Source organism: Salmonella sp. WC3 (assembly GCF_042932255.1).
GTDB lineage: Bacteria > Pseudomonadota > Gammaproteobacteria > Enterobacterales > Enterobacteriaceae > Salmonella > Salmonella enterica.
Window position 1 is genome coordinate 586,251 of record NZ_CP170629.1, and the last position, 22,588, is coordinate 608,838.

The 22,588-nt window shown below is 53.1% G+C and carries 19 protein-coding genes and 1 pseudogene; 9 read left to right on the forward strand and 11 right to left on the reverse strand.

Annotation, left to right across the window (positions count from 1 at the left end; all coding sequences use genetic code 11):
- Window positions 1-91 precede the first annotated feature (91 nt).
- The 7 genes and pseudogenes from nrfA to gltP all read left to right on the forward strand — a co-directional run bounded on the left by nrfA (window position 92) and on the right by gltP (window position 8,328).
- On the forward strand, window positions 92-1,528 hold the full coding sequence (gene nrfA, locus ACFK9X_RS02730) for an ammonia-forming nitrite reductase cytochrome c552 subunit (RefSeq protein ID WP_151115457.1): 1,437 nt from the start codon (window positions 92-94) through the stop codon (window positions 1,526-1,528).
- A gap of 111 nt (window positions 1,529-1,639) precedes the next feature.
- Entirely contained in the window at window positions 1,640-2,206 is a 567-nt protein-coding gene (gene nrfB, locus ACFK9X_RS02735; RefSeq protein ID WP_000115065.1) for a cytochrome c nitrite reductase pentaheme subunit, read from the forward strand.
- Window positions 2,203-2,874, forward strand: a complete 672-nt coding sequence (nrfC, locus tag ACFK9X_RS02740) for a cytochrome c nitrite reductase Fe-S protein (RefSeq protein ID WP_001278035.1) — start codon at window positions 2,203-2,205, stop codon at window positions 2,872-2,874. Before nrfB ends, nrfC begins: the two co-directional genes overlap by 4 nt.
- The gene (gene nrfD, locus ACFK9X_RS02745) at window positions 2,871-3,827 is read left to right on the forward strand and encodes a cytochrome c nitrite reductase subunit NrfD (RefSeq protein WP_151115459.1); all 957 of its coding nucleotides are present in this window, start codon (window positions 2,871-2,873) and stop codon (window positions 3,825-3,827) included. Before nrfC ends, nrfD begins: the two co-directional genes overlap by 4 nt.
- Window positions 3,820-6,058, forward strand: a pseudogene (gene nrfF / locus ACFK9X_RS02750) (heme lyase NrfEFG subunit NrfF). Before nrfD ends, nrfF begins: the two are co-directional and overlap by 8 nt.
- Window positions 6,055-6,675 carry a heme lyase NrfEFG subunit NrfG gene (nrfG, locus tag ACFK9X_RS02755; RefSeq protein ID WP_000083232.1) on the forward strand — a complete coding sequence of 207 codons (621 nt, stop codon included), beginning with the start codon at window positions 6,055-6,057 and terminating at the stop codon, window positions 6,673-6,675. Before nrfF ends, nrfG begins: the two are co-directional and overlap by 4 nt.
- A 342-nt stretch (window positions 6,676-7,017) precedes the next feature.
- Window positions 7,018-8,328, forward strand: a complete 1,311-nt coding sequence (gene gltP / locus ACFK9X_RS02760; RefSeq protein ID WP_000793278.1) for a glutamate/aspartate:proton symporter GltP — start codon at window positions 7,018-7,020, stop codon at window positions 8,326-8,328.
- A 156-nt stretch (window positions 8,329-8,484) separates the two neighbouring features.
- Here the strand turns inward: gltP and yjcO are convergent, their stop codons facing one another.
- From yjcO to ACFK9X_RS02790, 6 genes are all read right to left on the reverse strand, one after another.
- Window positions 8,485-9,174 (reverse strand): Sel1 family TPR-like repeat protein YjcO, encoded by a 690-nt coding sequence (yjcO, locus tag ACFK9X_RS02765; protein ID WP_000771454.1) that lies wholly within the window; start codon window positions 9,172-9,174, stop codon window positions 8,485-8,487.
- Between the two features lie 176 nt (window positions 9,175-9,350).
- Window positions 9,351-11,498 (reverse strand): formate dehydrogenase subunit alpha, encoded by a 2,148-nt coding sequence (fdhF, locus tag ACFK9X_RS02770; protein ID WP_151115465.1) that lies wholly within the window; start codon window positions 11,496-11,498, stop codon window positions 9,351-9,353.
- Between the two features lie 354 nt (window positions 11,499-11,852).
- The gene (gene lpxO / locus ACFK9X_RS02775; RefSeq protein WP_000457037.1) at window positions 11,853-12,761 is read right to left on the reverse strand and encodes a lipid A hydroxylase LpxO; all 909 of its coding nucleotides are present in this window, start codon (window positions 12,759-12,761) and stop codon (window positions 11,853-11,855) included.
- Window positions 12,762-13,018: 257 nt separating this feature from the next.
- The gene (phnO, locus tag ACFK9X_RS02780; protein WP_001526214.1) at window positions 13,019-13,453 is read right to left on the reverse strand and encodes an aminoalkylphosphonate N-acetyltransferase; all 435 of its coding nucleotides are present in this window, start codon (window positions 13,451-13,453) and stop codon (window positions 13,019-13,021) included.
- Window positions 13,454-13,604: 151 nt separating this feature from the next.
- Window positions 13,605-14,048 (reverse strand): VOC family metalloprotein YjdN, encoded by a 444-nt coding sequence (yjdN, locus tag ACFK9X_RS02785; protein ID WP_001131305.1) that lies wholly within the window; start codon window positions 14,046-14,048, stop codon window positions 13,605-13,607.
- A 119-nt stretch (window positions 14,049-14,167) separates the two neighbouring features.
- Entirely contained in the window at window positions 14,168-14,503 is a 336-nt protein-coding gene (locus ACFK9X_RS02790) for a zinc ribbon domain-containing protein YjdM (protein WP_000056482.1), read from the reverse strand.
- Between the two features lie 467 nt (window positions 14,504-14,970).
- On the opposite strand from ACFK9X_RS02790, the gene proP reads away from it, so the two are divergent.
- Together proP and pmrR are read left to right on the forward strand one after the other, a co-directional pair.
- Window positions 14,971-16,473, forward strand: coding sequence for a glycine betaine/L-proline transporter ProP (gene proP / locus ACFK9X_RS02795; RefSeq protein WP_151115467.1), 1,503 nt, complete (start codon window positions 14,971-14,973; stop codon window positions 16,471-16,473).
- Between the two features lie 69 nt (window positions 16,474-16,542).
- The gene (gene pmrR / locus ACFK9X_RS02800; protein WP_000844399.1) at window positions 16,543-16,632 is read left to right on the forward strand and encodes an LpxT activity modulator PmrR; all 90 of its coding nucleotides are present in this window, start codon (window positions 16,543-16,545) and stop codon (window positions 16,630-16,632) included.
- A gap of 7 nt (window positions 16,633-16,639) precedes the next feature.
- On the opposite strand, the gene pmrB is transcribed toward pmrR, so the two are convergent.
- From pmrB to ACFK9X_RS02825, 5 genes are all read right to left on the reverse strand, one after another.
- Window positions 16,640-17,710 (reverse strand): two-component system sensor histidine kinase PmrB, encoded by a 1,071-nt coding sequence (gene pmrB, locus ACFK9X_RS02805; protein WP_001212189.1) that lies wholly within the window; start codon window positions 17,708-17,710, stop codon window positions 16,640-16,642.
- A gap of 9 nt (window positions 17,711-17,719) precedes the next feature.
- Window positions 17,720-18,388: a two-component system response regulator PmrA gene (gene pmrA, locus ACFK9X_RS02810; protein WP_000697899.1), complete on the reverse strand. Its 669-nt coding sequence runs from the start codon at window positions 18,386-18,388 to the stop codon at window positions 17,720-17,722.
- Entirely contained in the window at window positions 18,385-20,019 is a 1,635-nt protein-coding gene (gene eptA / locus ACFK9X_RS02815) for a phosphoethanolamine transferase EptA (protein ID WP_151115469.1), read from the reverse strand. The genes pmrA and eptA overlap by 4 nt, the downstream gene beginning before the upstream one ends.
- A gap of 133 nt (window positions 20,020-20,152) precedes the next feature.
- On the reverse strand, window positions 20,153-21,490 hold the full coding sequence (adiC, locus tag ACFK9X_RS02820; RefSeq protein ID WP_000093130.1) for an arginine/agmatine antiporter: 1,338 nt from the start codon (window positions 21,488-21,490) through the stop codon (window positions 20,153-20,155).
- Window positions 21,491-21,629: 139 nt separating this feature from the next.
- Window positions 21,630-22,391: an AraC family transcriptional regulator gene (locus tag ACFK9X_RS02825; protein ID WP_001217071.1), complete on the reverse strand. Its 762-nt coding sequence runs from the start codon at window positions 22,389-22,391 to the stop codon at window positions 21,630-21,632.
- Window positions 22,392-22,588 lie beyond the last annotated feature (197 nt).

Consider the following 22,588-nt stretch of genomic DNA (forward strand, 5'->3'; position numbering starts at 1 on the left):
CAATGTAATAACAGTATTTGTGCGGTTGCTGTTATGGAAAACGATAAAAAATCGCCATTAAAGATAATGGCGCAATCTGGATGAGACCTCTATGGCAAGGAAAACACTACGCGCACGCCGTTTCTTCAGCCTTATATTTCCTTTTTTCTTCATTACCTCTGTTTACGCTGAGCAAACGCCTGAATCCGCAAAAACCGTTACTGTTGAAGCGAAAAATGAAATGTTCGCGCCTCAACACCCCGACCAATATCAGTCATGGAAAGCGACGTCAGAACAGTCTGCCCGTGAAGATGCGCTGGCGGAAGACCCTCGTCTGGTGATCCTGTGGGCGGGCTATCCCTTCTCCCGTGATTACAACAAACCACGCGGCCACGCGTATGCGGTAACTGACGTGCGCGAAACACTGCGTACCGGCGCGCCAAAAACGGCGGAAGACGGCCCGCTGCCGATGGCCTGCTGGAGTTGTAAAAGCCCCGATGTCGCGCGCCTTATCCAACAAGAAGGCGAAGACGGCTACTTCCATGGCAAATGGGCGCGCGGCGGCCCGGAAATTGTTAACGATTTGGGCTGTGCCGACTGTCATAACACCGCGTCGGACGATTTCGCCCAGGGGAAGCCAGCATTAACGTTGTCGCGCTCCTATGCCGAACGGGCGATGGAGGCTATCGGCAAACCGTTTGATAAAGCGGGACGATTTGATCAGCAATCGATGGTCTGCGGCCAGTGCCACGTGGAGTACTACTTTGACGGTAAAAACAAAGCCGTTAAGTTCCCGTGGGATGAGGGCATGAAAGTCGAGAACATGGAGCAATACTACGACACTATCGCCTTCTCTGACTGGACTAACTCTCTGTCCAAAACCCCGATGCTGAAAGCGCAGCACCCGGAATATGAAACCTGGAGCGCGGGCATTCACGGTAAGAACAACGTGGCCTGTATCGACTGTCACATGCCGAAAGTACAGAACGCCGAAGGCAAGCTCTACACCGACCATAAAATCGGCAACCCGTTCGACAATTTCGCGCAAACCTGCGCCAATTGCCACACCCAGGACAAAGCGTCCCTGCAAAAAGTGGTCGCCGAGCGTAAACAGGCGATTCATGACCTGAAAATCAAGGTTGAAGATCAGCTGGTACATGCGCACTTCGAAGCGAAAGCCGCATGGGATGCGGGGGCGACAGACGCGGAAATGAAACCGATTCTGAACGATATTCGCCACGCGCAGTGGCGTTGGGATCTGGCGATTGCGTCACACGGTATTCATATGCATGCCCCGGAAGAAGGTCTACGGATGTTAGGCAGTGCGATGGATAAAGCCGCGGATGCCCGTACTAAACTGGCGCGACTGCTGGCGACCAAAGGCATTACCCATGAAATTCCGCTGCCGGATATTTCGACGAAAGAGAAGGCGCAGAAAGCGATTGGTTTGAATATGCAACAAATCAACGCGGAGAAGCAGGACTTCCTGAAAACGGTCGTACCGCAGTGGGAAGATCAGGCGCGTAAAAACGGTCTGTTAAGCCAATAACCTCACATGTGACAAATTTGCCGGATGACAGCGCAAGCGCTTTATCCGGCCTACAGAAGTCTTGTAGGCCTTAAAGCTGCGCGCCATCAGGCATTATGTAATGGAGTGAATATGAGCGTATTACGTTCGTTATTAACTGCTGGGGTGCTGGCTTCAGGCCTGTTCTGGAGCCTGAGTGGAATCACTGCCACGCCAACGCCGCAGGAGTCGGATCAACGCTGGACGGTCACCCAGCAGCGTAATCCGGATGCTGCCTGTCTGGACTGTCACAAACCGGACACCGAAGGTATGCACGGTAAACATACGGGCGCTATCAACCCGAACAATAAATTGCCGATAACCTGTACCAACTGCCACGGTCAACCGTCGCTTCACCACCGTGAAGGGGTGAAAGATGTGATGCGTTTTAACGACCCGATGTATACGGTAGAGCAGCAGAACAGCGTCTGTATGTCCTGCCACTTGCCTGAACAACTGCAAAAAGCGTTCTGGCCGCACGATGTTCATGTTACTAAAGTGACCTGCGCCAGTTGCCATTCCCTGCATCCGCAGCAAGACACGATGCAGACGCTAAGCGAGAAAGGGCGGATCAAAATATGCGTGGATTGCCACAGCGATCAGCGTACTAACCCGCACTTTAACCCGGCGTCCGTTCCGTTGCTTAAGGAGCAGCCATGAGTTGCACCCGACGTCAATTTATTACCCGCGTCGGCGCGCTGGCGGTGGTCAGTGGGATGGCAGGACGCGTTGTAGCGAACACGTTGAATATTAACGGCGTGCGTTATGGCATGGTACACGATGAGTCATTATGCATCGGCTGCACGGCCTGCATGGATGCCTGTCGGGAAGTCAACAACGTGCCGGAAGGCGTATCGCGCCTGACGATTATTCGCAGCGAGCCGCAGGGGACGTTTCCTGATGTGAAATATCGCTTCTTCCGCCACTCGTGCCAGCATTGCGACCATGCCCCCTGCGTTGACGTCTGCCCGACCGGCGCATCATTCCGCGATGCCGCCAGCGGTATTGTCGACGTGAACCCGGACCTTTGCGTCGGCTGCCAGTACTGCATTGCCGCGTGTCCCTACCGCGTGCGCTTTATCCATCCGGTCAGTAAGACGGCGGATAAATGCGATTTCTGCCGGAAAACCAACCTGAAAGCGGGCAAACAGCCCGCCTGCGTTGAGTCATGCCCGACGAAGGCGCTGACGTTTGGTAATCTGGACGATCCCAACAGCGATATTTCCCGTTTGTTGCGGCAGAAAACCACCTATCGTTACAAGCTGGCGCTGGGCACAAAACCGAAGGTCTACCGCGTTCCCTTTAACTATGGGGAGGTGAGCCAATGACATCCGCTTCTGCATTTCATTTTGCATCACTGGTGTGGGACTGGCCCATCGCCATCTATCTGTTTCTGATTGGCATCTCCGCCGGACTGGTTACGTTGGCGATTCTGCTGCGCCGCTTCCATCCGGAGGCGGGCGGTTCGGACAGCACGCTGCTGCGCACTACGCTGGTGTTAGGGCCGGGGGCGATTATCTTCGGTCTGCTGATTCTGGTCTTTCACCTGACGCGCCCGTGGACCTTCTGGAAGCTGATGTTCCACTACAGCTTTACCTCGGTGATGTCGATGGGGGTGATGCTGTTCCAGTTGTACATGGTAGTGCTGGTGCTGTGGCTGGCGAAAATCTTTGAAAAAGAGGTGATTGCCCTGCAACAGCGTTGGCTGCCGCGGTTAGAGATCGTGCAGAAAGTGTTGGCGCTAATAACGCCGTTTCATCGCGCGCTGGAGACGTTAATGCTGGTGCTGGCGGTCCTGCTCGGAGCGTACACCGGCTTTCTGCTGTCGGCGCTGAAATCCTATCCGTTCCTGAATAACCCGATCCTGCCGGTACTATTCCTGTTCTCTGGAATTTCCTCCGGTGCGGCGGTGGCGCTGATCGTTATGGCGTTACGCCATCGTAGCAACCCACACAGCACCGAGGCGCGCTTTGTACATCGCATTGAAACCCCAGTGGTATGGCTGGAGATCTTCCTGCTGGCGGCCTTTTTTATCGGGCTGGCGCTGGGCGATGACGGCAAAATGCGCGCGCTGGCGGCGGCGCTGGGCGGCGGATTCTGGAGCTGGTGGTTCTGGCTTGGGGTCGTAGGGCTGGGATTGATTATCCCGCTGCTGCTGAAGCCCTGGGCAAACCGTAGCGTCACGTTTCACGGCGTGCTGGCCGTTTGCGGCGCCAGTTTGACCGGCGTGCTGCTGCTGCGCTTTTTCATTCTTTATGCGGGACAGCTAACGGTTGCATAATCTGGACATCTTCCTTCCTGAAGCCGGATTTCTGGCGCTGTTGTTGAGTCTCGGGGTCAACGTGTTGACCCCGCTGGCGACGTGGTGCGGGATGGGGCAGCATTGGCGCGGCGTCATGCGCCTGACGACCTGCGGCGCGTGGACGGCGTTCACGCTGCTGCTATTGGCGTTTGCGATTCTGGTTAGCTGTTTTCTGACCAGCGATTTTTCGGTCGTTTATGTTGCGCAGCATAGCCATAGTCAGTTGTCATGGGGACTGAAACTGGCGGCGGTATGGGGCGGTCATGAAGGCTCGCTCCTGCTGTGGGCGTTGCTTCTTTCGGGGTGGACGGCGCTATTCGCCTGGCGCTCCCGGCATGAATCTGACGCGCTTTTTCCGCTGACCCTGAGCATCTTGTCCCTCATTATGGCCTCGCTGCTGCTATTTATTGTGCTGTGGTCCGATCCGTTCCTGCGTATTTTCCCTCCCGCCATGGAAGGGCGCGACCTTAATCCCATGCTGCAACATCTGGGGCTGATCTTACATCCGCCGCTGCTCTATCTGGGTTATGGCGGCCTGATGACCGCGGCGAGCGTAGCGCTGGCCTCGCTACTGTGCGGCGGCTTTAACGCGGCAACCGCCTGGGTGTGCTGGCGCTGGGCGTTACCCGGCTGGTGCGCTCTGACGCTGGGGATCATTCTCGGATCGTGGTGGGCGTATTGCGAACTGGGCTGGGGCGGCTGGTGGTTCTGGGACCCGGTGGAAAATGCCTCGTTGTTGCCGTGGCTTGCCGCCAGCGCGTTGCTGCACAGTCTGTATGTCAGCCGCCAGCGCGGGAGCTTCCGTCACTGGTCGTTGCTGCTGGCGATACTGACGCTGATCCTCTCGTTGCTGGGAACGCTGATTGTGCGTTCCGGCATTCTTGTTTCGGTACATGCCTTTGCGCTGGATAACGTGCGCGCGGTGCCGCTGTTTACCCTTTTTGCCGCGTTAAGTCTGGCATCGCTTGTTCTGTACGGCTGGCGGGCGCGGGAGCCGTATCCGGCGACGCGTTTGGGCGGCGGAAAGTGCGAAACGCTCATTCTGGCGACGCTGCTGCTCTTTAGCGCCGTCTTGTTGATCGTGCTGGTCGGGACGCTCTACCCCATGATTTATGGTTTGATGGGCTGGGGAAGGCTTTCGGTGGGCGCGCCCTATTTTAATCGCGTCACGCTGCCGTTTGGCCTGCTGATGCTGGTAGTTATCGTGCTGGCGACAATCAGAAGCCGCAAAGTCTCTGTGCGTTGTCAGCTTCCGGCGTTGCTGGCGCATACGGGCGTATTTATCTTCGCCGCCGGGATCATGGTTTCCAGCGGCAGTCGGCATGAAATCAGTCTTAACCTCAGCCCCGGTCAGCAGGTGGTACTGGCGGGCTATACCTTTCGTTTCGAGCGTCTGGATCTGGAGGCCAAAGGCAACTACACCAGTGAAAAAACGCGGATCACGTTGTGGCGGAATGAAAAACGCATTGGCAGCCTGCAGCCTGAAAGGCGCTTCTATGCCGCGCGTCGTCAACAGATGATGGAGCCGGGGATTCACTGGAACCTGCTACATGACTGGTACGCGGTGATGGGCGAAAAAACCGGACCGGATCGTTACGCCATGCGCTTATACGTGCAGACCGGCGTGCGCTGGATCTGGGGTGGGGGATTGTTGATGGTGTGTGGCGCGCTGCTGAGCGGATGGCGGGGGAGGAAGCGTGACGCGTAAATTACTCACAGCGTTGCCGGATGGCGGCGTAAACGCCTTATCCGGCCTACAGGATGCGCAAACCGTAGGCCGGATAAGCGTAGCGCCATCCGGCAGAAAGTTTTTACTCTTAACGATCGTCCTGTTTTTAATCACCTTCGCCACCCACGCCCAGGTGGTGGATACCTGGCGCTTTGACAATCCGCAACAGCAGGAAAAAGCGCTGTCTATTGCCAGTCAACTGCGCTGTCCGCAGTGTCAGAACCAGAATTTGCTGGAATCCAATGCGCCCGTGGCGGTCAGTATGCGCCATCAGGTTTACAGCATGGTGGCCGAAGGTAAAAGCGAAGCGGAAATCACCGCCTGGATGACCGACCGTTATGGTGATTTCGTACGCTACAACCCGCCGTTGAATGAGCAAACGCTGCTGTTGTGGGCGCTGCCGTACCTGCTGTTATTGCTGGTGGGTGTGGTGGCCTGGCGGGTGAGAAAGCGTCAGCACGCAGAAAAGGGGGAACAATGAGCCAGTCTGAACACTCCACTGCGCCGTTACGTCCCATGCCCGTAAAGCGTCTGGCGGCTGCGGCGGTGTTGATGGTGGCTGCCTGTGTCGGCGGCTATCTGTTGACGCCGAAATGGCAGGCTGTGCGTAGCGAGCAACAGCGTCTGGCCGATCCGCTACGTGACTTTACGAACCCGCAAACGCCAGAGGCGCAGCTTTCCAGGCTGCAAGAAAAAATCCGCGCCAATCCGCAGGATAGCGAGCAATGGGCGCGGCTGGGCGAGTATTATCTCTATCGCAATGCGTATGACAATGCGCTGCTGGCATATCGTCAGGCGTTGCGTCTGCGAGGCGATAACGCGCAGCTTTTCGCCGCGCTGGCAACGGTGCTGTATTACCAGGCCGGGCAACATATGACGCCTGCGACGCGTGAAATGATTAATAAAGCGTTAGCGCTGGATGCGACAGAAGTGACCGCGCAGATGCTGCTGGCGGCGGATGCGTTTATGCAGGCGGATTATGCGCAAGCCGTGTCGCTGTGGCAAACCTTACTGGATGCCAACTCGCCGCGAGTGAACCGCGCGCAGCTGGTAGAGGCCATTAATTTGGCTAAATTGTTACAAAATCGGCAGAAATAATTTTTTCTTTTTTGTGACTTTTGTCATGTGTGCTGTTTAAAAAAACGGCGAATGAGACACAAGTAAAAATTAATTACCTCTGTATTATTCGTTTTTGACGAAGTAAAAAACTTTCCATAACAAATAGTTATCCATCATTAACGCCATAAACTCGCGTTATTATGCATAAAAACAGCCAAAAGCCCTGTTATGAAAGGGTTGCGCAAGACGCTATGCAAATGATACTGATTATGCGCGTTAAAAAACTCTACAAACCAACGCAACACAAATCATACCCTTTCAGTATGTATTGCTCTCATGCTTTCGGCGGAGAGCAACGCTTCATCGAGGAAGTCTGTTGTTATGAAAAATTTGAAAGTCAGCCTGGCCTGGCAAATTTTGCTGGCTATGGTGCTGGGCATTCTGTTGGGCAGCTATCTGCATTATCACAGTGACAGTCGTGAATGGCTGATTGCCAACCTGCTGTCGCCTGCTGGCGATATCTTTATCCATCTGATTAAAATGATCGTCGTGCCGATCGTGATCTCGACTCTGATTGTCGGCATCGCCGGCGTTGGCGATGCGAAACAGCTAGGCCGTATCGGCGCCAAAACCATTCTCTATTTTGAACTGATCACCACGGTGGCGATTATCCTCGGCATTACGCTGGCGAATGTCTTTCAGCCAGGCTCAGGCATTGATATGTCGCAACTGGCGACCGTCGATATTTCGAAATACCAGAACACCACGGCGGAAGTACAAAGTCATGCGCATGGGCTGATGGGGACGATACTGTCGCTGGTGCCGACCAATATCATCGCATCGATGGCCAAAGGGGATATGCTGCCAATTATCTTTTTCTCGGTCCTGTTTGGGCTGGGGTTGTCGTCCCTGCCGGCAACGCACCGCGAACCGCTGGTGACGGTATTTCGTTCCATCTCTGAAACCATGTTTAAAGTCACCCATATGGTGATGCGCTATGCGCCAGTGGGCGTTTTTGCGCTGATCGCCGTCACGGTGGCGAATTTTGGTTTCGCGTCGCTGTGGCCGCTGGCGAAACTGGTGCTGCTGGTACACTTTGCCATTATCTTCTTTGCGCTGGTGGTGCTGGGCATCGTGGCGCGCCTGTGCGGGTTAAGTATCTGGATTCTGATTCGCATTCTGAAAGATGAATTGATTCTGGCGTACTCGACCGCCAGCTCCGAGAGCGTACTGCCGCGCATTATCGAGAAGATGGAAGCTTACGGCGCGCCAGCCTCTATCACCAGTTTCGTGGTACCGACCGGTTACTCATTTAACCTCGACGGCTCCACGTTATACCAGAGCATCGCCGCCATTTTTATCGCGCAGCTATACGGTATCGACCTGTCGTTGTGGCAGGAAATTGTACTGGTGCTGACGCTGATGGTGACGTCGAAAGGGATTGCCGGCGTGCCTGGCGTTTCCTTCGTGGTGTTACTGGCGACGCTGGGAAGCGTGGGCATTCCGCTGGAAGGGCTGGCGTTTATCGCTGGTGTCGACCGTATCCTCGACATGGCGCGTACTGCGCTAAATGTGGTGGGGAATGCGCTGGCGGTGCTGGTGATCGCCAAGTGGGAACACAAGTTTGACCGCAAAAAAGCGCTGGCCTATGAGCGCGATGTGCTGGGCAAATTTGATAAAACCGCCCAATAACGGATTGCCGGATGGCGCTTTGCTTATCCGGCCTACAAAGAAAGAAAATGTAGGTCGGATAAGGCGTTCACGCTGCCATCCGCAACCTGCTCCGGGTTGCCTGATGGCGCTACGCTTATCAGGCCTACAACGACTACGTTCATCCGGCAATAAACATCAGCCATTTGTTAGCGTTTCGAACTCTTCGCAACCGGTATCAAACCCTTCCAGACAGCTTAGATTCAACCAGTGCAACGCCTTCTGCTTGTTCTTTTCAATAAAGCCCGGTTCACCGTTTAAAAACATCATTCCCGCCCAGTATTCTGAATAGCCGGTACGGGAAATAGCGGAACTGCGTTTGAAATACCAGGCGGCTTTTTCATCATCGGCGGCAATGCCCACGCCGTTGGCGTAAATCAGGCCAAGCAACATTTGCGCATCCACCGCGGAGTCGTTATCCAGATCTTCAGAGGCCTTTTGCAGCAGCGAGATGGCTTTTGGGTAGTCCGGGCGCCCGGCCTGGGTGTTGACCAGGATCCGCGCCAGCGTAATTTCTCCCGCTTTACTGCCCGCGTTAGCCGCCTTTTCAGCCAGCTTTTTCGCGTCGGGATAATCCAGGCTTACCGGATTAGTGATTTTGATTTGCGCCAGTAGCGCGCAGGCGTCGGCGTCGCCACTGTCGGCGGCTTTTTGCGCCCAGTATTCAGCTTTGTTCAAATCGCCATAGCTCAACCAACTGTCGGCCAGAAAATATTGTGCGCGTCTGTCACCTGCCTCTGCTGCCTGCAAATACTGGCTACCCGGCTCAGGATCTGCGGCATGGGCAAAGAATGTCATAAACAACATCAATGCAAGAAGTAGTTTCATTTTGAATTTTATTTAGGGTACGGAAAAGACAGTATAAAGAGATCGTATGGATAAAAAAACAGCCTCCGGACGGAGGCTGTTATAGGGAAAATGCCTGATGGCGATGCTAATGCATCTTATCAGGCCTACAGTAGACGCAGGCCGAATAAAGCATTCTGATGCCGCCATCCGGCAGATCAACCCATTGCGCTTTCGCGCAGGCGGGTTTTCAGCTTGTTGTACTCATCAATCACATACTGCTCGGCGGCTCGCTGATCGGCGATCGGCTCAACGCGTACGGCGCAGTATTTGTACTCCGGCGTTTTGGTAATCGGGCTGAGGTTTTCAGTCACCAGCTCGTTACAGGCGCCAATCCACCACTGGTAGGTCATGTAAATCGCCCCTTTGTTCGGGCGATCGCTGACTTGCGCGCGGGTGATGATTTTACCTTTGCGCGAATGAACCCACACCAGCGCTTCATCTTCAATGCCCAGACGCGCGGCGTCGGCGGTATTGATTTGCGCATAGCCCGGTTCATCGGCCAGCGCGGCCAGCGCCGCACAGTTACCGGTCATTGAGCGGCAGGAGTAGTGGCCGACTTCGCGCACCGTCGACAGTACCAGCGGGTACTCTTCGGTGAGCTTATCGATAGGCGCTACCCAGTCGCAGGTGAAGAACTGCGCCAGACCGTTGGGGGTATCGAACTTCTCTTTAAAGAGGTACGAGGTTCCCTGATCGGCATCCGACGTGTCGCGGCACGGCCACTGGATATAGCCCAGCTCGCCCATTTTCTCGTAAGTGGCGCCGTAGAAATCCGGGCACAGATGACGCAACTCATCCCAGATCTCCTGGGTGTTGTTGTAGTGCATCGGATAGCCCATCCGGGTGGCGATTTCACTGATAATCTGCCAGTCGGTTTTCAGGTCCCACTTCGGTTCAACGGCTTTAAAGAAGCGCTGGAAGCCACGGTCAGCCGCAGAGAAGACGCCTTCATGCTCGCCCCAGGAGGTGGAGGGTAAAATCACATCCGCCGCTGACGCGGTTTTGGTCATGAAGATATCCTGCACGATGACCAGTTCCAGATCCTCAAACGCTTTACGTACTGCAGAGAGTTCCGCATCGGTTTGCAGCGGATCTTCACCCATAATGTACGCCGCGCGCACTTCGCCATGCGCCGCACGGTGCGGCAGCTCGCTGATGCGATAGCCGGTATGCGCAGGCAGACTTTCTACGCCCCAGGCTTTAGCGAACTTCTCGCGGTTTTCCGGGAACTTAACGTACTGGTAGCCCGGATAAGTATCCGGCAGCGCGCCCATATCGCACGCGCCCTGAACGTTGTTCTGGCCGCGAACCGGGTTAACGCCCGCGCTTGGCTTGCCGAGGTTGCCGGTCAGCATCGCGAGGCTGGTCAGTGAACGCACGGTTTCCACACCCTGATAGAACTGGGTGACGCCCATACCCCACAAGATCGCTGCGCTTTTCGCGCTGGCATACATCTGCGCCGCCTGACGAATTTCCTGTGCGCTCACGCCAGTGATCTCTTCGACGGACTCCGGCGTATAGCCTTCGACAATCTTACTGTACTCTTCAAAACCTTCGGTACGGCTGGCGACAAACGCTTTGTCGTACAGGTTTTCTTCAATAATGACATGCCCCATGGCATTGAGCAGCGCGATATTCGAGCCGTTTTTCAACGCGATATGCATGTCAGCGATGCGCGCGGTTTCAATTTTGCGCGGATCGCAGACGATAATTTTCGCCCCGTTGCGTTTAGCGTTAATCACATGATTCGCCACGATAGGGTGGGAATCCGCCGGGTTATACCCGAAGACGAACACTAAATCAGTGTTATCAATTTCGTTAATCGCATTACTCATTGCGCCGTTACCGACCGATTGGTGCAGACCTGCAACCGATGGGCCGTGTCAGACGCGAGCGCAGCAGTCAACGTTATTGGTACCAATAACGGCGCGTGCGAATTTTTGCATTACATAGTTGGTTTCATTTCCGGTACCGCGAGAGGAGCCGGTTGTCTGGATTGCATCCGGACCGTACTTCGCTTTGATGGCGCTCAAACGTTCAGCGACGTAATTAAGCGCTTCATCCCAGGAAACAGATTCCAGTTTGCCGCCACGCTGGCGACGGATCATTGGGGTTTTCAGGCGCGGGGTCAGGATCTGGGTATCATTAATAAAATCCCAGCCGTAGTAGCCCTTCAGACACAGGGTACCCTGGTTGGTTTTCCCCTGCGCCGCCTCAGCCCGGACGATTTTGCCGTTATCGACCACCAGATTGATTTTGCAACCTGATGCGCAATACGGGCAAACCGTGACGACTTTTTTCATCGGTTTCGCTCCAGTTAATCAAATCGCGCATACGCGCTGTCGCCCTCAGTATGCATGTTTTATGCCACTTTTTTAGTCTGGGCTTTCCCTGATATTACGGGCGAATTTTGCTCAAAACCCTGACGAAAAACAGGCTATCGTCAGTTTTGACGTGTCGAAAGAAAATGCCGCATGACATTTATTATGGGGAGAAACGCTGAGCGCAGGCCAGATAAGGCGGAGCCGCCATCCGGCAATCTGCTCTGCCTGAAGTGGAAATTATCCGGATGGATAGACTCAAGGCCAGGGAACGCTTTGAGACTAACGCCAGGATAGAACGGGCCGCGGCAGGCAGTTTCATACCGCGGCCCGGCTTCAGAGGAGGCTGAAAAGGATTATCGCGGCAAAAATAGCGGCAATAACGAGATATTTCAGCGCGTAATAGAGAGTGCGGTTTTTCTTTTTCAGCCGTTGCCCGGCATCGCGTGCTGCGTGAACGTATTTAAAGATGCGATTAATCGCACCGGTGCGATCGTTCTCGTCGTTTGGCGAACTGGCGGCGGACATCAACGATGCGCCGACCCAGTGGTTTACGCTCTGCGCCCAGCGCCATTTCATTGGACGCTCAATATCGCAAAAGAGGATAATACGCGTCTGCTCAGTTTTATTTTCCGCCCAATGAACGTAGGTTTCGTCGAAGATGACGGCTTCGCCGTCGCGCCAGCTATGGCGCTGTCGATCAACTTCAATAAAACAGCGGTCGTCATTCGGTGTGCTTAATCCAAGATGGTAACGTACTGAACCGGCATAGGGGTCGCGATGTTTTCCCAGATAGGCTCCGGGAGGCAACTCGGCGAACATCGCCGCTTTAATAGAGGGGATGCTGTTGACCAGCTTTGTCGTTATCGGGCATAACGTTTCCGCCGACGGGTGGGCATCGGAATACCATTTAAGGTAAAACCGTTTCCAGCCGCGCTTGAAAAAGGTATTGAATCCGGCGTCGTTATTGGCCTGCGCGGCTTTTATGTGATGCTGAAGCCGTAGCGCCTCTTCACGAATCACCTGCCAGTTTTCCGTCAGCTTCTGCAGCTCTGGAAATACCGTGGTATCAAAGTACGGCTGCTTTGCCGGTAACGTTGAGAAGCGAGTCATGAACATATTGATCGGCGCCATAAACGTCGAGTGGTCAAAGAGCTGACGGGAAAGTTTTTGTTTTTCCACACCGCGTGAATGCGCATAAATGACGCTGATAATAAAAATACCGATAATGATTGCTGCGAACATAACGTCACTGTCCTTCTAAGAAAACCTCATCCCGGGATTTTCAGGCAACCCTCCCGGTGATGCCAAAGAGAAAAGTGTAGTTCGTTGACAATAAATTTACATTTCTACAACTTAAAAGGGCCATTTTTGCTAAAGAAGCGAGTCGGCCCGTTTAACCTTTATCCAGGCTTGCCGACAGTAGAATTGAGATGGCTCCGCTACTTCACCCGGTGACGGTTGATTACGTTATGCCTTATCTCCCGATGACGGCTGCCCGATCACAATGCTTTCGTAAACCGAAAATGACTTTGCTTGTAACCTTCGCGAAGATAAAAACGGTGTGCATCGCGGCGTTTAATATTTGTGGAAAGCTCCGTTAGCTCGGCGCCCGCCTGACGTGCTTCTTCTTCTGCCCAGGCCAGAAGCTGACTGCCAATTTTTTGTCCCCGCATCGGCGGTAATACCACCAGCTCCTGAATTTCGCCAATCCAGTTGGCATGATGGAGATGAAACTGCATATGCAGGCTGATCATGCCGACTACCTCTCCGTTGCGCAGCGCTAAACGATAATGAACGTTGGGGTCCAGTAAATTAGCGGCGAACCCATCCCTGAAAGCCTGATAATCAAGCTCATTTTTAAGTAACTCACAGATAAGCGCGTAAACAGAATCGGTATCCTCTGTTGTCGCGTGGCGTAATTCACAGACTGGCATAATGTCCTCCCGACGCTTCATCAGGATCAACCATCTTTCGACAGACTGTAGCAAACTACCGTCATTATTTATTCTATGACAGTTAAACGGCGGATAACGTACAGCCAAAGATCACTCTGATGGCAAGGGGGAGGGCGAGCCTCCCGGGGAATTAGGTGGCAGGCTGATGTTTAACCACGTTAATCATCCACGGCACACCGAAACGATCGCTGACCTTGCCGAAACCCTGCGCCCAGAAGGTCTCCTGCCAGTCCATTTCGATTTGCCCTTGTGCGGCAAGGTTATCAAACCAGCGCTTCCCTTCTGCTACATCCTGGGTATCAAGCACCAGCGTAAAGCCGGAATAATGCGCCGTTCCCGACGGGCTGGCATCACTCATCATGATATCGCTGCCGGCAATGCGCATGTTGGCGTGGGCGATAGCTGTATCGGGAAAGCGCATTCCTGACGGGCAACCCTCTTCGTTATCCGCCGCCGAGGGGGGCATTTCACCGAAGCTGAGTTTATAAAGCAGTTCTGCGCCTAACGTTTGTTGATAATACGCGATGGCGTCGGCACAGTTGCCGGCAAAAGAGAGATAGGGACTTAACGGCATGATGGTTACCTCAGGTAAGAGATGCTCGTTAAGTGTAGTTCGAAATTGGCACAATATTGTCGGTGGCAGGGCCGCTCAGGCCCGGTAAGCAAGGCGCTACCGGGCAATGACACGGTAAATCAGTTCTTTTTCACGAACTCGGATTTCAGTTTCATCGGGCCAAAACCATCGATTTTGCAGTCGATGTTATGGTCGCCTTCAACCAGACGAATGTTCTTCACTTTGGTGCCGATTTTCAGCATGGAAGAGCTGCCTTTTACTTTCAGATCTTTCACGATGGTGACGCTATCGCCGTCTGCCAGCAGGTTGCCGTTGGCGTCTTTGACAATCAGCTCATCGCTCTCCTGAGCGGGTTCCGCATCGTTCCATTCGTGAGCGCATTCCGGGCAGATGAACATGCCGTTATCTTCGTAGGTATATTCGGAGTTACATTGCGGGCAGTGGGGTAATGACATGTTGATATCCTCAAAAAGTCAGCGGGGGCAAACGCGCCCAAAAATGGCAGATCGCCGAAAAAGGCCGCAATTATACACAAAATCCTTAGCGTTGTCGGGACTATTGCCGCTTTTATAAAAGGGTCTGCGCCACGCCAGTCAGCAATGGTTTACACTCAAATAACCGCTTTTTTACTGTCACCACAGCGCATTAGGGCGTCCTTATTTACACCTTTTGACCGAATTGACATATATGTGTGAAGTTGATCACATATTTAAACCCTGTTAGGGTAAAAAGGTCATTAACTGCCCATTCAGGCGTCAACAGGTTCGGTTGTACAGTCCGTAACCGGACAGTGTAAGTAAACCTGCTACGCTTGTATGAGGGATAGCGTTCGCGCCCCTCCCTCCGCTCGACGGCGACGCTGGCGCGGTATGCCAGTGCCCGCCGTATATAGCGCTACAGGGCTTAGCCTATGAGGACAGCTATGCTGAAAAGGAAAAAAATAAAACCGATTACACTGGGCGATGTGACCATCATTGATGATGGTAAACTTCGCAAAGCGATTACCGCCGCCTCGCTGGGCAACGCGATGGAGTGGTTTGATTTTGGTGTTTATGGATTTGTTGCCTACGCGTTGGGTAAAGTCTTTTTCCCCGGCGCCGATCCCAGCGTCCAGATGATTGCCGCGCTGGCCACGTTTTCCGTTCCCTTCCTGATTCGTCCGCTCGGTGGGTTATTCTTTGGTATGCTCGGCGATAAATACGGGCGCCAGAAGATCCTGGCGATCACGATTGTGATTATGTCGATCAGTACCTTCTGTATCGGGTTAATCCCCTCTTACGCGACGATCGGTATCTGGGCGCCAATACTGTTGTTGCTGTGTAAAATGGCGCAGGGCTTCTCGGTTGGCGGGGAATATACCGGCGCGTCGATCTTTGTCGCGGAATATTCGCCGGATCGTAAACGCGGATTTATGGGAAGCTGGCTGGATTTTGGTTCCATCGCCGGGTTCGTGCTGGGCGCGGGCGTGGTGGTCTTAATCTCGACGATTGTCGGCGAGGAGAATTTCCTGGAGTGGGGCTGGCGTATTCCGTTTTTTATCGCCCTGCCATTGGGAATTATTGGTCTCTACTTACGCCATGCGCTGGAAGAGACGCCAGCGTTTCAGCAGCACGTGGATAAACTGGAGCAGGGCGACCGCGAAGGGTTGCAGGATGGGCCGAAAGTCTCCTTTAAAGAGATTGCCACCAAACACTGGCGTAGCCTGTTGTCATGTATCGGTCTGGTGATTGCCACCAACGTGACCTACTACATTCTACTCACCTACATGCCGAGCTACCTGTCGCATAACCTGCACTATTCTGAAGATCACGGCGTGTTGATTATCATCGCCATTATGATCGGGATGCTGTTTGTGCAGCCGGTGATGGGGCTGCTGAGCGACCGTTTCGGTCGACGTCCATTTGTGATTATGGGCAGCATTGCGCTGTTTGCGCTGGCGATCCCGGCCTTCATCCTGATTAACAGTAACGTTATTGGCCTGATTTTTGCCGGTTTGTTGATGCTGGCGGTGATTCTGAACTGCTTTACCGGGGTGATGGCCTCGACATTGCCGGCGATGTTTCCGACGCATATTCGTTACAGCGCGTTGGCGGCGGCTTTTAATATCTCTGTATTGATTGCCGGTCTGACGCCAACGCTGGCGGCCTGGCTGGTGGAAAGCTCGCAGGATCTGATGATGCCGGCGTATTATTTGATGGTCATCGCGGTGATAGGCTTGGTTACCGGTATTTCCATGAAAGAGACGGCCAATCGTCCGCTAAAAGGCGCAACGCCAGCGGCGTCGGACATCCAGGAAGCGAAGGAAATTCTGGGTGAGCATTACGATAATATTGAGCAGAAAATCGACGACATCGATCAGGAAATTGCGGAGTTGCAGGTCAAACGTTCGCGTCTGGTACAGCAACATCCGCGTATCGATGAATAAATTTCGCGCTTAAGGTTCGCTTAATCTCTCGCGGGCATACTCTCCTCCATACCTTTGGAGGAGAGCGTCATGAAAAGCTATATTTATAAAAGTTTGACGACCCTGTGTAGTGTGCTGATTGTCAGCAGTTTTATCTATGTGTGGGTCACGACGTATTAAACGCCTGTTATGCCTTTTTCAACAGCACCCAGGCACGGGTGCCTGTTCTTTCCGTACGGTTTTGCAGGAAAAACTGTCCCTGATGTAGTTGGGTGATGCGGCTGACGATACTCAGCCCCAGGCCAATTCCGCCATAACGGCTGTCCATCCGCACGAACGCTTCGCTTAGCTTCCCGCATTTGCTTTCATCAATACCCGGCCCCTCGTCTTCGACCGCCATAATAGCGTCGGGGTCGGCGCTAATGTGGATAGTGATATGGGTTCCTTCAGGGCTATAGCGATGCGCGTTTTCCACCAGATTTCGCAGCAGCATACGCAGTAACGTCGCGTCACCGCGCACCACCACGTCCGCCGCGCTTTCCGGCAGCAACAGAGTTTGCTGGCGCGTTTCCAGCATGGTGTTCAGCTCATCGTAGGAGGGGAGGATCACATCTTCCAGCAGTTTTACTTCCTGATAATTCCCGGAAGAGAATGACTGGCCCACGCGCGCCAGTTGCAGAAGCTGGGAGACGCTATCCATCATCTGGTCAAGACGGGCGATAAGCGGCGCGACATCAACATTGTGGGTTTTTGACAATAATTCCAGGTGCAAACGCACCCCCGACAGCGGCGTGCGTAGCTCATGGGCCACATCGGCGGTAAAAAGGCGTTCATTGTCGAGCGTGGTGGTCAAACGCGTAACCAGTTGATTGATCGCCGAGACGACGGACTCAATCTCAAGCGTGGAGCTGTGAATGGCGATCGGCGCCAGATTATCCGCCGTCCGCGCTTCCAGCTCTTTTTGCAGTTCGGCGAGCGGACGGGTAATACGCCGTACCGCCTGGTAACAAATTAGCAGCGTCAGGCTAACCATAAATACGCCGGGGACGATCAGGCTGGCGACCGCCTCACGAATTTCGTGCATGATATGGCGATCGTTGTTGCGATTATCCCGCAGCGCCTGCTCGAACAATTGGATTTGCTCAGTGCTTTCATGCCATAACCAGAAGGTACTGATTAACTGGAACACCAGCAGAATAAGACCAATTGTCAGCATTAAACGCTGGCGAAGGGTCATCGCTCTTCGCTGAAAACGCATCAGGCTCACTTAGCTTTCCTCAGTGGCAACCAGCATGTAGCCAAACCCGCGAACCGTGCGAATGCGCGACTTGCCGACTTTGTCGCGCAAATTATGTATATGCACTTCCAGAGTGTTGGTCGAGGGTTCGTTATCCCAGTTGTAGATATCGTTATAAAGAATTTCCCGGTGCACCGGACTGCCTGCCTTGAGCATCAACCGTGAGAGCAACGCGTACTCCTTAGGCGTCAGGGTCAGTTCCTGTCCATCCCTCCATGCCTGATGGCGGCCTATATTGAGCGTCAGATTGCCAACCGTCAGTTCACTTTCACCCTGGTTATTATGGCGGCGCAGCAGCGCGCGGATGCGGGCGTGCAACTCCTCCAGGGCGAAGGGTTTAACCAGATAATCATCTGCGCCGACATCCAGCCCGGTAATGCGGTCATTGAGCGTATCGCGGGCGGTCAGAATGAGTACCGGCAGGGTATATTTTTTCTGTCGGATTCGCGTCAGGAAATGCAGGCCATCCTCATCGGGCAGCCCTAAATCCAGCACCATCAGACTGTAATGACCAGACTCCAGACTATGCTCGGCGGCACGCGCTGTCGAAACGCCATCACACGCATAGCCTTCGGTTTGCGCGGCGAGTATTAACCCCTGTAATAATAGCGTGTCGTCTTCAACAATCAGTATCTTCATTCGCTTAGTCTCCTGCACGGTTGCAGAATATCATCTGCGGCCTGGTAATACGTCGTTTGTACGCCGGTTAATCCCAGCATGGTTGAGAAAAGATTGTCCTGTGAATAATCCAGCGTGCTCGCCCGTTTTTGCAGGCACACCTGATAACGCTGTTGATAATCTTTAGAAAGCCAAATGAGCATCGGGACATGTTTTTGCGTATCCGGCGCAATGGAATACGGCAGACCGTGTAAATAAACGCCATTTTCACCCAATGATTCGCCGTGATCGGAAAGATAGACCAGGCTGGTTGTAAATTTATCCTGATGGGATTTCAGCAGGTTAATGGCTTTATCTACAATATAGTCCACGTACAGCACGGTATTATCATAGGTGTTGATCAACTGCTGTTGGGAACAGTTCTGAATTTCGTTAGTGTCACAGGTTGGGGTAAATTTTTTAAACTGCGGTGGATAACGGTTGTAATAGGTTGGGCCGTGGCTGCCGATGGTATGTAATACAATAACGCCATCGCCTTTCAAATGGTCGATATAGTCTTCCAGACCGTGAAATAACACTTCATCGTAGCACTCGCCGTCGATACATTGTCCGGGCAGGTTTAGCTCGGTGACATTTTGATGCGGAACGCGATCGCATGCGCCTTTACAGCCGCCGTCATTATCATTCCACAGTACGTTAATCCCCGCGCGCTGGATAATATCCAGCAGCCCTTCCTGGTGATGCGCCAGCTCTTCGTCATAATGTTTGCGCGGCATATCAGAAAACATGCAGGGAACGGAGATCGCGGTCGCCGTACCGCAAGAGGTGGTATGCGGGAAATAGATCACATCGTCTTTCGCCAGCCGCGGATTGGTGTCGCGCGGATAGCCGCCAAGAGAGAAATCATCGCCGCGCGAGGTTTCGCCAACGATGAGAATCGTCAGGTTTTTGCGATCGCCTTTCAGCATTAATGGATTGCGATGGGCATCCTCGCCAATGCGTACCAGCGGCAAATTCGCCAGCCGTTGATGCGAATACCATGACCAACTGGCGACAATACTGTTCGATGGGCTTAACGATTTGATCAACTGTTTATTATTTCGAAATAGCGAGGCGTAATCTTTATAGAAAAAGGCGGCGACCAGAATAACTAATAAAATAGAGATCAGGACGCTGGCCAGGCGGTAAAGCCCGCTACGTAAGCGCGGCGTCGCCGGGCGGATTTTGACCCAGAAGGCAATCACGGCTGCCAGAACGCCGCTTAATCCCAGCGTCAGCACCATTTGCGGCGTCATCAGCGCAAAGGTTTCCGCGGGCGTGGTATCCATCATATTGGCGATCATGGAGCGATCGATGATGATGCCGTAAGTCAAAATAAAATACTGCGCGGCAGCGCCGACCAGAATAAAAACGCAGGCCAGCAGTCGGTTTAGCCAAATAAATGAGGCCAGCGTCAGCACACTATTGACCACGCTAAACGCGACGACCGGCATGGAAATAAACACCAGCACATTGCGCAGCGAGTTTAACGGTAGGTCTTGTAGTACCTGCTTGTAGAACGCAATGTTCAGGCAGACGGCAATATAAAAGGAAAAAAGCAGAAGCCAGGCGATTTGCCCAAGAACAGGTCTTTTAAGAAAGCGCTTTAACATGTTGATGCGTCCATCGATTCGGTGACGCTAATCGTGACAAAGTAAAATTAAGTTAACCTTAAGAACTTAATGTTGGTGGCGGCCGGATAACCTGCGCTATCCGGCCTGTTGCGATAACATTAACTACACGTGGTCAATCCTGTTTAACCGGCGCATCCAGCGGATACGGGTTTTTGTGAATGCGGTTGTAGTTCAACGCATACAGCGCGGTGATCACCATCAACGTGACGAACGACCACATCACTTCTTTGGCGCCGGAACCGATGACCGCCCAGATGCAATACACAAACGCGACGAAGGTAATCAGCAGATACAGCGGGCGCGCTTTACCAAAGTGACCGTGGCCCAATAGCAACAGCGCGGCACAGGTGTAAAGATAAGGCACCAGGGTGAAGATCACCGACACGGAGGAGACCAGACCAAACTCTTTCGCGGCGTTCGGCGACATACTGCTGAACTGGAAGATAGTCATCAGCACGCCGACGATAAGCAACCCAGCCACTGGCGTACCGGCTTTATTAACCCGTGCGAAGATTGGCGGGAAGAGACCATCGTCCGCCGCCGCTTTTGCGGTTTGACCGGCAAGCAGCGTCCAGCCGCCGAGAGAGCCCAGGCAACCTGCTGCCGCACAGAAGGAAACAATAGCCCCTGCGGTATCGCCCAGCGCCATACGCGCCGCGTCACCGAAAGGCGATGCCGATACACGCAGCGCCGCGTTGGGGATCATCCCCATAATCGCCGTTGTGGAGAGCACATAGCAGACGGCGGCGATCAGTACCCCGCCGATGGTGGCGATAGGCACGTTGCGTTTCGGGTTTTTGACCACACCGGCCGCAACGGAGGCGCTTTCTACCCCGATGAATGACCACAGCGTAACGTTCAACGTGCTTTGAATCGCGCCGAAGGTATTCATGCCGCTCACGTTCCAGGCCGCCATATAGGTTTCGCCTTTAAACCAGAACCAGCCGAAGACCGCAATCCCTACGATAGGCACCAGCGCCAGTACGGTGGCGACGGCCTGTACGCGGGTAATCATTTTCGGCCCGACGATGTTCAGCAGAACAAAAATCCACAGCACCGCGACGCAGGTAAGCGTTAATACCAGCGGATCTTTCAGAATCGGGAAGAAATAGCTCAGATAGCCGACGCCGATAACGACCATCGCGATATTACCGATCCAGCATGCCAGCCAGTACAGCACGTTCGTTTGATAGCCCAAAAACGGCCCGAAGCAGCGGCGTGCGTAGGCATAAGAACCGCCGGGACTGGGATCTAAGGACGACATTTTGGCATAAACCATCGACAGCGCCAGGGCGCCGATGATAGTGACCAGCCATCCGTAGATTGCAATCCCGCCAGTGGCCGCCAGATTGGCAGGGAGTAAGAATACCCCTGAACCCATAATATTCCCCGATACCATTAAGGTGACGGGGATTAGGCCCACTTTGTGAGCATCAGCATCCGAAGACATAATTTGGACTCCTGAAAAGGTGACTTCGTTACGATAAATTACGTCGTATCATACCCCCTCAGAATGCCGCTGAATTATGTCGGAGACGGGTTATCGCCAATGCTGCTATTATCGTGTCTTATCGTTGAGTGTAGAAACATTAGGCAGCCGATCGTTCCCGATGTTGGCTAACATAATGCAGGGGGGTCATACCATAAAACTCTTTAAACACGGAAATAAAGTATGATGTGCTGTTATACCCACACAGCTGTGAGACTTGAGAGATATTCTTCCCGTCCATTAATAACTGGTTTACGGCATAACGCATTCGGCAGGTCGTGATTATTTGGCTATAACTGGTATTCTCGTTTTTGAGCTTTTTCTTTAACAAGCTTGGACTCAGGCACAGGCAGCTGGCAACGGCGCTCAGATTCCAGTCTTTATGAATATCGCTCTGAATGATGTGGTAAACGCTGTCACTGATGCGGCTGCGTAGCATGTGCATTAACAAAGAAATAAATTTTTTGTGGTCAAGAAAGCGGGATAAAACGGTGAAAAGGAGCGCACGGGTACGTTCACTAACAATTTCATCCGGTGTTTCCATCGCGCTGTAGCGGGCGGCGACCCTGAAGATATCCGGCGTCAGACAGTTGGCGGTCAATAAGGGATCGGCGTTGCGTTGCCAGACAGGAAGGTGTGAGAGATCTTTATTCAGGAATTGTAAATAGTCTTTAATATTATTGCGACTCACTTGTATTACTAGCACGCTATTTAATGATGAAATGTCAATAACGTTATTTTCACAAGCCAGAATGGCCATATGATTCGCTTTTAAGTTGATTGGCTCCTTACCATTTACTCGTAACCATGTATCTTTTTCGGTTAATAACACTATGCAAGGTTCGTTGCTGCAAATCCTCATACCCGAACTCCTGGAATATGAACATAAAATACCGGATCTCGCCAAACGGGAGAGATAACGGGGACTGAGTCAATTGTGTGATGAATTGAAACTGCACTAAAATAACTTTCCTGAATAATATTACAATATTTGTACGATGAATTAGGGTGTACAAAAATTTGTACGCGAGTGGAAACTTGTCATTTTTGTATAAAAAA